Source organism: Arthrobacter sp. TJ-178, from assembly GCF_058269275.1.
The window spans coordinates 160,861-174,762 of the sequence record NZ_JBZCNK010000002.1; the positions used below are offsets into that span (position 1 = coordinate 160,861).

Annotated in this window: 14 protein-coding genes, 1 pseudogene and 1 riboswitch; of the genes and pseudogenes, 6 read left to right on the plus strand and 9 right to left on the minus strand. The window is 66.3% G+C overall.

The window, feature by feature from the left end:
- Positions 1 to 89 precede the first annotated feature (89 nt).
- The gene (locus tag AC4D2Q_RS07095; protein WP_490945818.1) at positions 90 to 662 is read left to right on the plus strand and encodes a TetR/AcrR family transcriptional regulator; all 573 of its coding nucleotides are present in this window, start codon (positions 90 to 92) and stop codon (positions 660 to 662) included.
- A 57-nt stretch (positions 663 to 719) separates the two neighbouring features.
- Here the strand turns inward: AC4D2Q_RS07095 and AC4D2Q_RS07100 are convergent, their stop codons facing one another.
- A complete protein-coding gene (locus AC4D2Q_RS07100) occupies positions 720 to 2,075 on the minus strand; it encodes a YibE/F family protein (RefSeq protein ID WP_490945819.1) in 1,356 nt (451 codons plus the stop codon).
- A 144-nt stretch (positions 2,076 to 2,219) separates the two neighbouring features.
- Between AC4D2Q_RS07100 and AC4D2Q_RS07105 the strand changes: the two are divergent.
- Positions 2,220 to 2,684: pseudogene (locus AC4D2Q_RS07105) on the plus strand (TetR/AcrR family transcriptional regulator); the annotation flags it as partial.
- A gap of 129 nt (positions 2,685 to 2,813) precedes the next feature.
- On the opposite strand, the gene AC4D2Q_RS07110 reads toward AC4D2Q_RS07105, so the two are convergent.
- From AC4D2Q_RS07110 to AC4D2Q_RS07120, 3 genes are all read right to left on the minus strand, one after another.
- Entirely contained in the window at positions 2,814 to 3,722 is a 909-nt protein-coding gene (locus AC4D2Q_RS07110; RefSeq protein WP_490927266.1) for a GNAT family N-acetyltransferase, read from the minus strand.
- A complete protein-coding gene (locus AC4D2Q_RS07115) occupies positions 3,722 to 5,110 on the minus strand; it encodes a glycine--tRNA ligase (protein WP_400926146.1) in 1,389 nt (462 codons plus the stop codon). The genes AC4D2Q_RS07110 and AC4D2Q_RS07115 overlap by 1 nt, the downstream gene beginning before the upstream one ends.
- 201 nt (positions 5,111 to 5,311) lie before the next feature.
- Positions 5,312 to 6,295, minus strand: a complete 984-nt coding sequence (locus tag AC4D2Q_RS07120; RefSeq protein ID WP_490945820.1) for a DMT family transporter — start codon at positions 6,293 to 6,295, stop codon at positions 5,312 to 5,314.
- Between the two features lie 70 nt (positions 6,296 to 6,365).
- On the opposite strand from AC4D2Q_RS07120, the gene AC4D2Q_RS07125 reads away from it, so the two are divergent.
- Positions 6,366 to 6,596 (plus strand): RNA-binding S4 domain-containing protein, encoded by a 231-nt coding sequence (locus AC4D2Q_RS07125; RefSeq protein ID WP_490927263.1) that lies wholly within the window; start codon positions 6,366 to 6,368, stop codon positions 6,594 to 6,596.
- A 56-nt stretch (positions 6,597 to 6,652) separates the two neighbouring features.
- Here AC4D2Q_RS07125 and AC4D2Q_RS07130 read toward each other — a convergent pair whose 3' ends face one another.
- Complete coding sequence (locus tag AC4D2Q_RS07130; protein WP_490945821.1) at positions 6,653 to 7,303, minus strand: alpha/beta hydrolase; 651 nt, start codon at positions 7,301 to 7,303, stop codon at positions 6,653 to 6,655.
- Positions 7,304 to 7,527: 224 nt separating this feature from the next.
- Here AC4D2Q_RS07130 and AC4D2Q_RS07135 point away from each other — a divergent pair, with 224 nt between their 5' ends.
- The gene (locus tag AC4D2Q_RS07135) at positions 7,528 to 8,304 is read left to right on the plus strand and encodes an SGNH/GDSL hydrolase family protein (protein ID WP_490946211.1); all 777 of its coding nucleotides are present in this window, start codon (positions 7,528 to 7,530) and stop codon (positions 8,302 to 8,304) included.
- Here AC4D2Q_RS07135 and AC4D2Q_RS07140 read toward each other — a convergent pair.
- The 4 genes from AC4D2Q_RS07140 to AC4D2Q_RS07155 form a co-directional block, all read right to left on the minus strand.
- Positions 8,301 to 8,624, minus strand: coding sequence for a hypothetical protein (locus tag AC4D2Q_RS07140; RefSeq protein ID WP_490945822.1), 324 nt, complete (start codon positions 8,622 to 8,624; stop codon positions 8,301 to 8,303). The genes AC4D2Q_RS07135 and AC4D2Q_RS07140 overlap by 4 nt on opposite strands.
- A 64-nt stretch (positions 8,625 to 8,688) precedes the next feature.
- Complete coding sequence (locus AC4D2Q_RS07145; protein ID WP_490945823.1) at positions 8,689 to 9,123, minus strand: SRPBCC family protein; 435 nt, start codon at positions 9,121 to 9,123, stop codon at positions 8,689 to 8,691.
- Between the two features lie 95 nt (positions 9,124 to 9,218).
- Positions 9,219 to 10,331: a homoserine O-acetyltransferase MetX gene (gene metX / locus AC4D2Q_RS07150; RefSeq protein ID WP_490945824.1), complete on the minus strand. Its 1,113-nt coding sequence runs from the start codon at positions 10,329 to 10,331 to the stop codon at positions 9,219 to 9,221.
- A 92-nt stretch (positions 10,332 to 10,423) separates the two neighbouring features.
- Entirely contained in the window at positions 10,424 to 11,740 is a 1,317-nt protein-coding gene (locus AC4D2Q_RS07155; protein WP_490945825.1) for a bifunctional o-acetylhomoserine/o-acetylserine sulfhydrylase, read from the minus strand.
- Positions 11,741 to 11,810: 70 nt separating this feature from the next.
- Positions 11,811 to 11,926: riboswitch (SAM riboswitch) on the minus strand.
- A 205-nt stretch (positions 11,927 to 12,131) separates the two neighbouring features.
- On the opposite strand from AC4D2Q_RS07155, the gene AC4D2Q_RS07160 reads away from it, so the two are divergent.
- Complete coding sequence (locus AC4D2Q_RS07160; protein ID WP_490945826.1) at positions 12,132 to 12,782, plus strand: VOC family protein; 651 nt, start codon at positions 12,132 to 12,134, stop codon at positions 12,780 to 12,782.
- Between the two features lie 170 nt (positions 12,783 to 12,952).
- Entirely contained in the window at positions 12,953 to 13,897 is a 945-nt protein-coding gene (locus AC4D2Q_RS07165) for a hypothetical protein (protein ID WP_490945827.1), read from the plus strand.
- Positions 13,898 to 13,902 lie beyond the last annotated feature (5 nt).

The window sequence follows — 13,902 nt, forward strand, 5'->3', positions numbered from 1 at the left end:
GCCCCGGCTGCTGCGGCTGCCCGGGTCCTCCCCGTCCCGCCCGGACCTCTAAGATCGAAGCAAGGCCGTTACGACTTTAAGGAACTTTCATGCCACGCCAGTCAGGTACTAAGCGTGCAATCCTCGACGCCGCGCTGGAGTTGGCTGCCGACCACGGCATCAGCGGAACCACCATGGAGAATGTGGCGGAACGGGCCGGTGTCGCCAAGGGCAGCGTCTACTACAACTTCGCGTCCAAGGACCGTCTTTTCGAGGAGCTCCTGCTTGAGGGCGTCGGTGTCTTAGCGGAAACCGTGCGCACCGCCCGGGCGTCGCTGACCGGCTGGCCCGCCCTGCAGGCCATGGTCCGGGGTCTGCTGGAAACGGTGGCCGACAACCGTTCCCTGGCCAGGCTGCTCGCCGCGGAAATCTTCCGGACCGACCGCACCTGGCAGCATTCCCTGGAACTGCTCCGCCGGGAGGTGCTGGCCGAGTTTGTCACCGCCATCCGAGAAACCTCACCGCCGGCGGAAATGGAGGACCGGCTCGATCTGGTGGCCGGCGGCGTGTTCGGCGCAGCCCTGATCGGCGGCCTCGACTGGCTGGTATTCAGCCCGGAGCGGCCCCTGGACGAGGTGGCCGAGTCGGTGCTGTACGGACTGTCCGGCGGGCTGACCCGCTAGGGCTTCCTGTCTGACCTCCACCGCCGCCCCTAGCCGGAACAGGCAGATCCGGCCCTGTTACGGCCGGTTCCGCAGTGAGTGGCGGGTCGGCGGGCCGGTGGGGGCGATTCCGGCGTCGGACGGTTGCCCGGCGTAACCCGGGGCACCGGCTGAACCCGCAGCAGCAGGCTCGGCGCCGGCGGCTGGAGCCTTGATGCCTACCGCCTTGACCACCAGGACGGCGATGGCCGTGGTGACCGGGATGGCGAGCACCAGGCCCACGGAGCCGACGAGCGTGCGGATCACTTCCTCGGCCAGTTCGCCGCTGGTGATGCTGTCCAGGAGCGCCCGGTCATAGAGCGAAACGAGGATCAGCACCGGAAGCGCCGCCCCGGCATAGGCAAAGGCAATGGTGTAGACGGTGGAGGCAATGTGGTCCCGGCCCACCCGCATGGCGCCGGAAAACAGCCGCTTGGCGCTCGCCCCCGGTGCCAGCTCATACATTTCCCACACGGCGGAGGACTGGGTGATGGTGACGTCATTCAGGACACCAAGTCCGGAAATGATCAGTCCGCACAGGATGATGCCGGACACCGAAATGTTGTCCGAGGAGTTGATGAGCGCGTAGGCGTTATCGTCGTCGACCCCCACCAGGTGGGCGGCATCGGTGGCCCACGCAGCCAGGCAGGCCGTGATGGACAGGCCGAACAGCGTCCCCAGCAGCGCCGTCGAGGTCCGGGCCGTCAGGCCGTGCGCAAAGTACAGGACCCCGAACATGATCACGCTCGAACCGATCAGCCCCAGCAGCAGCGGCGGCTTGCCCTCCACCAGGCCCGGCAGGATGAATCCGGCCAGCACGGCGTAGGCGCCGGCGAGTCCGATCAGGGCTCGCAACCCCCTCCAGCGCGCGACGGCGATCACCACGCCCGCGTACAGCACGGTCAGCGCGGCCATGGGAATGGACCGGACAAAGTCCACGAAGACATACGGCGGTGCGCCGCCGCCCTGGGCCATGATGGCTTCCAGGTTCAGGTAGCGGATGGTGTCTCCGGCTTCAATCGCTCCGCCTTTGGCGACCTCGGGCGGAACTTCCACCTGGATGGTGACGCCGCCGGAGCTGGGCACCGTGTAGGCCACCAGGCACTGCTGGGCGGTACCCCCGGCATCGACCAGTGCCTGCGAGGACGGACAGTCCTCCTCGCTGACAAGCTGGACCTTGCCGGTGTCGAAGGTGACTCCGTCGGCGGTGGCGTAGGGATCGGACACCGTGACCCCGGTGCGGTCCCCGGAGGGCCAGAGCAACACCATGCCGATGACGGCGAGCAGCCCCAGCGGAACCAGGATCCAGGTCAGCAGGAGGTTCGCCCGGCGCCGGACAGCCAGCGCTGCCGGGGAGGGCGGTTCATCGGAATGCGGGGCATGGCTGTGTCCCATGGGAAGTGTCCTTCGGCTTTGGCGGGGAGTTGAAGCGGAGGCTGTGCAGGGTTGCAGCCCTGGGGAACGGGTGCAGGAAACACGGATCGGCATCATTGTCCCAAGTCCGCACGATTTCTCCCAGTCAACTGATCCGGGCGGGCCGGTGTCGCCAAGGGCAGCGTCTATTACAACTTCGCATCCAAGGACCGGTTGTTCGAGGAACTGCTGCTGGAGGGCGTCGGGGTGTTGGCGGAAACGGTGCGCAGCGCCCGGGCGTCACTGACCGGCTGGCCCGCCCTGCAGGCCATGGTTCGGGGCCTGCTGGAGACAGTGGCGGACAACCGTTCCCTGGCCCGGCTGCTCGCCGCGGAAATCTTCCGGACCGACCGCACCTGGCAGCATTCCCTGGAACTGCTCCGCCGGGAGGTGCTGGCCGAGTTTGTCACCGCCATCCGGGAAACCGCTCCCCCGGCGGAGATGGAGGGCAGGCTGGAGCTGGTGGCCGGCGGCGTGTTCGGTGCAGCTCTGACCGGCGGACTTGAATGGCTGGTATTCAGCCCGGAGCGGTCCCTGGACGAGGTGGCCGAGTCGGTGCTGTACGGACTGTCCGGCCGGCTCGCCTCCTAGCTTCTTCTCTGTCCGTCCAGCAACAGCTCTGCCCATCCAACGACGGCGGGGGCCGGCTCCCGTAGGAACCGGCCCCCGCCGTCGTCGTCTAAGCCGTCGCAGCAGAGCCGCGCGAAGCCGCAGTACCGGTTAGGTACTGACAACCTCGGTGGCCGGGCCGACTTCGCGTGCCGCGCCCTTTTCCAGCAGCGCCTGGATGATCCGGGCCACGGGAACCATGGACTCGTCCACCTCCAGCTGCACGGGGTACTGGTACGTCAGCATGGCCAGCATGGATTCCAGCGCCGCTTCCTGCTCCGAGCGTTCCAGCTTGGTGTCATAACCAAGGAAAACGTCGGCCGGCTCGTCCGTCCGGTTGTGCGTGTAGCTCACGGCGAAGGCCGCGATCTTGCCGCCCTTGTCCTTGGGCGCATCGCGCAGCACCACAGCGCCGGCGGCACCGGTGGCATCATTGAGCAGCATCTGCTGGGCCCGGCCCAGCGTCATGTCCGCCCGGTCCCAGCCGTGCACATTGTTGTAGAACTCGGCCACGGTCTGGGTCAGCTCCACCGATCCGGTGGCGGCTTCCTCCAGCTGGGGGCCGGAGTCGTCGGCAAAGACGGGCAGGCGGATCCGGCCCGGCTCCACCACAACCATGCGGGAGCGCTGGATCCGTGAGAACCCGGCAGCCTTGGCAAATGCGGCGCCGGAGGACCCCGGCTCCACCTTTGCCCGCATGGCGGTGACGCCCGACGGCGCCGCTTCAGCTTCGCGGCGCAGCATGGCCAGCAGCATGGAGCCCAGGCCGGCGCGCCGGTTCTCCCGGGCCACCTCCACATAGACCCAGAGGCGGTCCGGATGCAGCGAGGTTTCGTAGACCACGCCGGCTGCCACCGGAACACCGTCGTCTTCGGCCACGATGCAGCGGCTCCAGGGTTCGTTGGAGGACGGGCGGAACACGGCCCGGAACTGTCCGGACTGCACCGTTTCCGGATCTCCCCAGAGCTGGTTCAGCTTAAGATCGTCGTCTTCGCGCCATTCGCGGAACGTCAGTGCCATTACGCGCCGATCAGCCTTTCCGCGAGGTAGCCCTCAACCTTGTCCAGGCTCACCCGCTCCTGGGCCATCGTGTCGCGTTCGCGCACGGTGACGGCCTGATCTTCGAGCGTGTCGAAGTCCACGGTGATGCAGAACGGGGTGCCGATTTCATCCTGGCGGCGGTACCGGCGGCCAATGGCGCCGGCGTCGTCGAAGTCGATGTTCCAGTTCCGGCGCAGCTGCGCGGCGAGGTCCTTGGCCTTGGGGGAAAGGTCCTCGTTGCGGCTCAGCGGCAGCACGGCAGCCTTGACCGGGGCCAGGCGCGGATCCAGTTTCAGGACGGTGCGCTTGTCCACGCCGCCCTTGGCATTGGGGGCCTCGTCCTCGGTGTAGGCGTCCACCAGGAAGGCCATGAAGGAACGAGTCAGGCCGGCCGCGGGTTCAATCACGTACGGGGTGAAGCGCTCGTTGGTGGCCTGGTTGAAGTAGCTCAGGTCGGTGCCGGAGTGCTTGGAGTGCGTGCCAAGGTCAAAGTCGGTGCGGTTGGCAATGCCTTCCAGCTCGCCCCACTCGGAACCGGCGAAGCCGAAGCGGTATTCGACGTCGGTGGTGCCCTTGGAGTAGTGGCTGAGCTTTTCCAGCGGGTGTTCGAACAGACGCAGGTTATCGGGATTGATGCCCAGCTGGGTGTACCAGTTGAAGCGGTTTTCGATCCAGTACTTGTGCCATTCCTCGTCAGTGCCCGGCTCGACGAAGAACTCCATTTCCATCTGCTCGAATTCACGGGTGCGGAAGATGAAGTTGCCCGGCGTGATTTCGTTGCGGAAGCTCTTGCCGATCTGGCCGATGCCGAACGGCGGCTTCTTGCGCGAGGTGGTGAGCACGTTGTTGAAGTTCACGAAGATGCCCTGCGCGGTTTCCGGGCGCAGGTAGTGCATGCCCTCTTCGCTGGCGACCGGGCCGAGGTAGGTCTTGAGCAGGCCGGAGAATTCCTGCGGCTCGGTCCACTGACCCTTGGTGCCGCAGTTGGCGCAGGTGATGTCAGCCAGGCCGTTTTCCGGTGCGTGGCCCTTCTTTTCCTCGTACGCCTCTTCGAGGTGGTCTGCACGGTAGCGCTTGTGGCAGCTCAGGCACTCGACCAGCGGGTCGGAGAACACCTCAACGTGGCCGGAGGCCTCCCAGACCTGGCGCGGGAGGATCACAGCGGAATCCAGGCCGACGACGTCGTCGCGCCCCCGGACCATGTGCTGCCACCACTGCTTCTTGATGTTTTCCTTGAGCTCGACACCCAGGGGGCCGTAATCCCATGCGGAGCGGGACCCGCCGTAGATCTCACCCGACTGGAAGACGAACCCCCGGCGCTTGGCGAGGGAGATGATCGGATCCAGTTTGGATTTGGTCGAAGCCATTCAGTGGTACCGCCGTTCTTTCGTGTCTGCGCAGGCCGCTGGGTGCGGTCCGCAATTGGTCCCGCCCGCAGCGGCGCCGGCGGTTGCACGGCGGGGAACTGCGGAGGGGAAAAAGCTACAACTACAAGCTTAAGGTCATGGAGGCGAAACCCCGTTACCGAAATCCTTTGCGGCTGTTCCCCGGCCGGGTTGCCGGCAGGGTTACCGACGGCCGGCGCGCCGGGGCAGCACCCCGGGCATGTTCCACGGCAGGGTGGCCACGACGATGGCAGCCAGGGTCAGCAGGGTGCCCAGGACGGTTGCGGCCACCACAACACTGCCCGGCGCCGGGAGGAAAATGTCCAGCAGCAGGGACCCGACGAGCTGGCCGCCGATCATTCCCAGGCTGGTCAGGAGCACGCCCAGGCCGCGCACCAGCACGGCGCTCACACCGATGAACACGCAGCCCATCGCCCCGCCGAGGTACAGGTACCACTCCCCCGGCAGCGGCTCGCCAAAGCCGGAAACCATCACCTTGACCAGCCAGAACACCAGCAGGACCGCTGTACCGGAAATGAAGTTCACCAGGGTGGCGGTGATCGGTGTTCCGTAATGCATGCTCGTGGTGCCGTTCATGGCCTGCTGGAAACTCATCAGCATGCCGGCGGTCAGGGGAAGCAGCACAGGCAGCACCAGGTCTGCGGCCGAGGAGGTTCCGCTGAACTTGGGACTGACGGCCCAGACGACGGCGGCAATAGTCAGCACAGCGCCCACCACCCGCATCACGGTCAGCGCCTTCTTGCCCGCCGGGCCGATGCCGAGCCGGTCCACCACCAGCCCGGTCATGGTCTGGCCGGCGACGGCGGCCACCGTGAACACGGCTACGCCCAGTACGGCGACGGTCAGGGTCTGGGAGAGGACAAAGTAGGCACCAATGGCACCGGCCAGCACGTAGTAGCGCGGAAACCTGCGTTCGCGCAGCGCCGGCAGCAGCTGCGCGGCCCCCGCTCTGCCGCGCGGCAGAATCACGGAAATCAGGATCATGATGACCAGCCCCACGGAGAAACTGACCAGCGCTGCGGCGAGCCCGTCGTCGAGCCTCTCCCCGAGCGCACCGTTGATGCGGGCTTGGACGGGAATGGCCATCCCCGCTGCAACAGCAGCGGGTAGACCGATAATCGGTGTGATTCGCAGGGCATTTGGCACGGACTTACCCTACGGCAGCGCCGGGGCCGGGCAGGAATCGGCGCAGTTGAATGTCGGGCAGAATGGACATATGAGTAATTTCGACCCCCAAGACCTCCCCATCCGCGACGAAATGATCCGCCTGGGCCAGCTGCTGAAGCTTGCCAGCCTGGCTGAAGACGGCATCCAGGCCAAACAGCTCATCGAAGACGGCCTGGTGAAGGTCAACGGCGAGATCGAAGAACGCCGCGGACGCCAGCTGCATCCCGGTGACGTGGTGACCGTCAACGGCGAAGCCCTCCGGATCGTTCAGGAAGACTAACCGGCCCCGGGGCCCATCCGCCGGACGGGTCCCGCTGCTCAGTCCTGACCGGCGGCTCAGGCCTTCAGCACCAGGTGGGTGAGGAACTCCTTCACATGGCCCAGCTCCTGCATGTTAATGCCGTGCCCCATGTTGGAGTACAGGATCTTGGTCAGCGCCGTGTGCTCGTTCAGCCATGCGTGGGTGAATTCAATGCGCGGCGCGTCAATCACCGGATCGGCCTGATCCCGGCCCCAGAAGAAGGGCACGCCGCCGGGGCGCAGTTCATCGTCATGGAAGAACGCATTCCCCTCGTCCGGAACCACAAAGCCGGAGAGCCCGACGACGGCGGCAAAGTCCGCGGGCCGGTGCCGAAGGAGCGTGCTGGCCACGGCCATGCCCATTGAGAAGCCGAGCAGGGATACGCTGCTGTGCGCGTCCTTGACCCCGTCCAGCCAGCCGGCAACGTCGGACACGGATTCCACCACGCGCTCCACGGAGAAATCCGCGTCATTCATCAGCGGGAACCAGGTGTAGCCGGGGCCCAGGGCCTGGGGTGCACGGACGGAGGCGATGGTGAATTCGGAGGGCAGGTGATCCGCCAATCCCATCAGGTCTTCCTCGTTGGCGAGGTAGCCGTGGAACAGGACCAGCAGCGGAGTTCCGGCACGCTCGGCTTCCGGCTTGGACCAAAGGACAGTGGGGTTCCAGGGAGCAGTTTTAGGCATAATGTTCATTCTGGCACGGCCGGTTGTCCAACCTACGGTCGCGTAGCCGGGCCCCTCCTTGGCAGGATGGTTTGGTGACTTCTCCTTCCATCCCCGAAAGCAGTTCCATCCCCTCGTCATCCGCAGCCGCAGCAGCTTCCACCTCCGCCGCTGCAGCATCGGGTTCCGCAGCTCCGTCACCTGCTGCCGGCGGGGATCCCCGGCTCCACCCCTGGACCCGTTATGTGGCCATCGGAGACTCCTTTACCGAGGGAATCGGCGACCCCAGCCCGGAGAGCACCGGCGGACACCGCGGCTGGGCGGACCGGGTGGCCGAAGAACTGGCACGCAGCCGGGAGGACTTCGCCTACGCCAACCTGGCCATCCGGGGGCGGCTGCTGGACCAGATCATTGATGAACAGCTGGAACCGGCCCTGGAACTGCATCCGGATCTGATTACCATCTGTGCCGGAGGCAACGACGTCATCCGTCCCGGCGGCGATCCCGACAGGCTGGCCGAAAAGATGGACGCGGCGATCGAAGCGCTGACCTCGGGCGGCGCCACCGTGGTGCTCTTCACCGGGCCGGACCTCGGCACCACGCCGGTGATCGGCAGCGTCCGCGGACGCGTCGCGATTTACAACGAGAACCTCCGCACCGTTGCTGCCCGGCACCACGCCGTCATCGCAGACACCTGGGCCCTGCGTGAACTGAGCAACCGGGAAATGTGGGCGCCGGACCGGCTGCACTTCTCTCCGCTGGGCCACCACACCATTGCAGCCATGGTGCTGGATACCCTTGGCGTACCCCACACCCTGCAGCCGCTGGAGCCCAAACCCATCCCGGCCCGGAACTGGCGGACAGCCCGCACCGAGGATCTGACGTGGGCACGCGAGTACTTCGTGCCGTGGGTGGTGCGCCGGATGCGCCACCGGTCTTCCGGAGACGGCATTGCTGCCAAGCGTCCCGACGCCGGACCCATCTTCGGCGGACCGGGCATGCCGCCGGGTTCGGCGGACTAAGCCGAAGCGGGCGGCACCGGCGGACGGCGTCGGCGGCCCGCCTGCAGGCCGCCCCAAAACGCGAGGAGCACGGCACCGGCGAGCACGAGCAGGGCACCCGCCTGCATGCTGCGGCTGATCAGGATCGCAGGGCCCGGAGACCCTCCGTCAGGCGTATATGCCACCCAGGCGTAGTTCACCATTCCGGCCCCGGGCCCCTGTGCCAGAAGTACGATGCCGGCGGCCAGCAGCAGGGCGCCGCCCGCAGGCATCCAGAGCCTGCGCAGGCGGAACCTGCCGGAGGACGCAGCGGACGGCCGGGGGCTCTCATCGGATGCCATGCGCAACGCTAACACCGCAGTGTCCGGCAATCCGCCGGCAATCCGGACCAATCTGCCGGAGCACTCAGCCGGAAGATCCGCGTTCGGCCAGCGCGATCAGGTTCGCCAGATGGTCGGCCCAGTCTTCCGTGTGGGCGCGGGCCACATCGGCGCCGTCCGCCAGGCCGCCCAGTCCGCTTTCGGTGACCACGACGTCGGTGTAGTCCGTTTCCGGATCGGGCCCCGGCACGGCTGCGAGCTGGAAGCTCACCACGGTGTGCGCATTCCAGTCGGGCATGGTCCAGCGGAAGGACAGCAGCCGGTCCCGTGCCACCGCCAGGACAGTGCCGCTGGCACGCTGCCCGCCGCCGTCGTCGGCCGTCCGTACTGCGAGCGGTGACCCGGGGCTGGGGGTGAAATCCATGGCCGGCCACCACGCGGCCCGGTTGTTCACGAGCGCATGCCAGATCTGCTCCGGAGAACACTGTGCCTGCGCCGCCACGCGAATGGAATCACCCATGCGAATGTTCTTCCATGTTCGTCCCGTCTTGGCAAGGGAAACGGCGCCGGCGGCCCTGTCTCCGGGGCCAACCGATGTTCGGACGAAGCCGGAAACTAGGGCGAGCCGAAGAACCGTTCCCGCAGCGGCGCCCCAATCTGCTCCACATCGGTGAGGAACCCGTCGTGGCCGATCGGCGCGGAAATCATCCGGACCTCGGTTTTTTGGGGAAGTGCCGCTGCCAGTTCGAAGGACTGCCGGGGAAGGTAGAGCCGGTCCGAATCAACCGCGGCAATGAAGAACTCGCTGTCCGTTCCGGCCAGCGCCTGGCGCAGCGTTCCGCGGCCGCGGGCAACGTCGTGGCTCATCAGCGCCTCGGTCAGCAGCAGGTAGCTGTTGGCATCGAACCGGCCGGAGAGTTTTTTGCCCTGATGATCCAAATAGCTCTCCACCGCATAGCGTCCGCGGAACGCCGGCAGGGGTGATCCGAACGGGTCCTCCTGCGCCTGCGGAACATTACCGAACCGGTGCTCCAGCTCGGCCTCGGACCGGTAGGTAATATGCGCAATCCGGCGGGCCAGGCCCAGTCCCGCCGTCGGGGGCCTGCCGTTGTAATAGTCCCCGCCGTTGAAATCCGGATCCAGCCGGATAGCTTCCAGCTGGGCGCGGCCAAAGGCGATCTGCTCCGCCGAGCTGGCGGCGGTGCAGGCGATCACTGCGCAGCGCCGCACCCGGCCGGGTTCGGTTACCGCCCATTCCAGGGCCCGGGCGCCGCCCAGCGATCCGCCGAGCACGGTGTGCCAGGAGCCGATCCCCAGCAAATCCGCCAGCCGGGCCTCCGCGCGGACCGAATCCCTGATGGTGACAAACGGAAAGCGCGAACCCCAGGCCAGCCCCTGCGGATCAGCGGACGAAGGGCCGGTGGACCCGTAACAGCCGCCGAGCATGTTGATCGAGACGACAAAGAACCGGTCGGTGTCCACCGTTTTTCCCGGGCCCACCAGGGCATCCCACCAGCCGTCCTCGCCGCTGTCCCCGCGGGCCACATGGGTGCTGCCGGTCAGGGCGTGGGCCACCAGCACGGCATTGGAGGCATCCGGGTTGAGGGTCCCCCATGTCTCGTAGGCCAGGGAAACGGAGGGCAGATACCCGCCGGTTTCCAGGAACAGCTCCCCGATCCGGGCGTGCCGCAGCACCCCGTCCCGGGCCGGGGCGGGGTGCTGCGGCACGGCTGGCCCGGCCGGCCCACCTGGCCCGGACACGGAGCCCGGCACGGAGCCGGTTGCAGCGGTATTGGCAGAAGGGCGCGCCACGCTAACCGTTACGCTCCCTTGGCGGCCCGGAACCCGGCGTCGAGGTCCGCAATAATGTCGTCGATGTGCTCGATGCCCACGGACAGCCGGACCAGTCCGGGGCTGACGCCGGCTGCCAGCTGCGCCTCGGCACCGAGCTGGCTGTGGGTGGTCGACGCCGGATGGATGACCAGGGAGCGCACGTCGCCCACGTTCGCCACATGGGAGTGCAGGTCAAGGGCGTCGACGAAACGCTTGCCGGCGTCGATGCCTCCGGCGATTTCGAAGGAGACAATGGCACCGGTTCCCCGCGGCCCGTACTTGCGCCCGCGCTCAAACCACGGGCTGGATTCCAGCCCCGCATAGGCAACGGAGACGACGTCGTCATGCCCTTCCAGCCAGTTGGCCACCGCGACGGCGTTGCTCACGTGCCGCTCCACGCGCAGGCTCAGGGTTTCCAGGCCCTGGGCAATCAGGAACGCGTTGAAGGGTGACACGGCGGAACCGAGGTCTCGCAGCAGCTGCACCCGGGCCTTAAGGATGTACGCCAGGTTGGCGCCCAGGGCACCGTTGACGCCCAGGTCCCGGGCGTAGACCAGGCCGTTGTAGCTCTCGTCGGGGGTGTTGAAGCCGGGGAACTTCTCCGGGTCGGCACCGAAGTCAAAGTTGCCCGAATCCACGATGACCCCGGCTATGGAAGTGCCGTGACCGCCGAGGTACTTGGTGGCCGAGTGCACCACAATGTCCGCGCCCCATTCAAAGGGGCGGATGAGGTACGGCGTGGAAAGGGTGCTGTCCACGATCAGGGGGATGCCGGCGTCGTGGGCGATGGTGCTGATGCCCTCAAGGTCCAGCACGTCCTGGCGGGGATTGGAGACCACCTCGCCGAAGAATGCCTTGGTGTTGGGCCGCACGGCTGCCCGCCACTGCTCCAGGTCATCCGGGTCGGACACGAAGGTGGTCTCGATACCGAACTTCTTCAGCGTGTGCTTGAGCAGGTTGTACGTGCCGCCGTAGAGGCTGGGGCTGGCCACAATGTGGTCCCCCGCTTCCGCAACGTTCAGGAGGGCGAAGGTTTCAGCGGCCTGGCCGGAGGCGAGCAGCAGCGCCCCGACGCCACCCTCCAGCGAGGCGATCCGGTTCTCCACCGCTTCCTGGGTGGGGTTGCCGATCCGGGTGTAGATGGGCTCCAGCTCAGCCAGGGCAAACCGGTTGGCTGCCGCCTCGGCACTCGGGAAGACGAAGGATGAGGTCTGGTAGATGGGCAGGGCGCGCGCGCCGGTGGCGGCGTCGGGCTCCTGTCCTGCATGGATCTGGCGGGTTTCGAAAGACCAGTTTCCTGACATTGTTTGCTCCCTAGAACCAGGGGCCGCCCCGAGACTTCCGGCCGGAAAAAGGTAACCGGCAGCCACGTGGGACCCGCGCTTGCCCTGAATCCGTTGACGCAGGGCCAGGTCTTCACCCGGGGCACCCCACCGCGGTTGGAGGGTTGCCGGCCAGCAAGCCGGGGCTATCTGCTGGCACTCATGACCTATGCCTCCTATGAAAACGGATTAGCAGCAAGCCCGCAAGGTCTGTGACGGCTCATGTCCTGCCGTGTCGGGGCCCGGAAAAGGGTGGCGTCCCGAGCGGCACGCATGGTCAGTATGCTGTTGATTTCCGCGGAAAGCAGGTGTTCCGAGTAAATTAGGCTCCCCTAAGTCGAGAGGTGAGTCACAACGTGCCATTATGGGCCGCATGCGCTTGGACCATGTATCTTATGCCTGTGAATCCGACGGTCTTCTGGCCACGACTGAGAGGATCGCTGCCGCTCTGGGAGCAGATTTCGTCAAGGGCGGTGTGCATCCCCGTTTCGGAACCCGGAACATGATTCTGCCTCTGGCCAACCATCAGTACGTTGAAGTGGTCGAGGCCCTGAACCACCCGGCGTCGGACAAGGCACCGTTCGGCCAGGCCGTGCGCCAGCGCTCCGAGTGCGGCGGCGGCTGGATGGGCTGGTGTGTTGCCGTGGATGACCTCTCCCCCTTCGAAGAGCGCCTGGGCCGCAATGCCGTACCGGGCAACCGGAAGTTTCCGGACGGCCAGGAGCTGACCTGGCAGCAGATCGGCATCAACGGTCTGATCGCCGACCCGCAGGTGCCGTACATGCTGCGCTGGGATGACGGCACCGAAGCGCTGCACCCGTCCGCCGCGCTGCCCGGAATGCCCGGCGCCGTGAAGCTGGCCTCGCTGACGATCGCCGGTTCCGCAGACCGGGTCGCCCAGTGGCTGGGCACGCCCGTCGAAGAACCGCTGGAAAACGTGGGCGTCACGTGGATTTCACCCAAGGGAACCCCCGGCATCATGTCCGTGTCCTTTAATACGGCCGCGGGTCTCGTCGAGATCTAGTTCTCCGGCCGTTTCGGGAATTCCCGGACGGTATGGGAATTCCCGGACGGTCCGCTGCGTCCGGATTTTCCCAATGTGACCACGTTTTCCCATGGTGTCCGGTTATTGAATTATCCACAGACGTGCCTGCGTCCCTCGCGGACACAATTACCGCGATCCAGTCTTGAGGGATGGATCCCGAACTCTTTTACACCGCCGACGCCGAAACGTACGGCGAAGGGAGGCGTTCCCTGGCTCTGCGGTGCCGTGCCGGTGAACTGACCCGGGTGCGCGACGGCGTGTATATCCGAACCGAAGCTTGGCAGCAGTTGCCGGTGTGGGACCGAGAGCGCATCCGTATCCGAGCGGTGGCGGAAGGGGGACAGGTCAGGCGCGTTCTGGTTCAAGAGTCTGCAGCGGTCATCTGGGGATTGCCTGTTGTCCTCCGCTCCCCCGGCGTTTTGCTGCTGGCGACGGAGTCCTCGCGCGGCCATCGTCGCGGGGATCTCCATTGGGTCGAGCGCCGCCTGCTGGAGCCGCTAACAGTCCGGGAGGGCGTTGCAGTCACGTCCAGAGCCCAGACAGTCCTGGACATGGCTGCGTATCTGGCCTTCGACCGAGCTCTCCCGCCAATGGACCATGTGCTGCGTCGCGACTCAGCCCTCAATCTGGCTGCGCTGGATAAGGAGTCGTTGCGGGACCTTGCTCGGAAGCTTCCCACCGAGTCAAAGCGCCAGCGCGCTCTGCGCGTCATCGAGTGCGCCAATCCACTCGCCGAGTCGGCCGGCGAGTCTTATTCGCGAGCGGTGCTTCTTCGCTACGGGTTCCCATCTCCGCAACTGCAGCACCAGTTCATCACGCCGTCAGGCCGTTTCCGGACAGATTTCTACTGGAAGGACCAGGACCTGGCAGGCGAGTTCGATGGTGCCGTGAAGTATGGACGCGGCGAGAATTCCCTGGCTCCTTCTTGGAAGACGCTTACGGCGGAGAAGGAGCGTGAAGATGCCATCCGAGCAACTGGAACCACGTTTGTCCGGTGGTCCTGGGCCAACATCGCCCTGCCTCCCCATGATCCCCGCAGCCTGGTGCAGCGACTGGCCTACGCCGGGCTCCCGCGGTCACGACCCCGCGGTTAATGTGC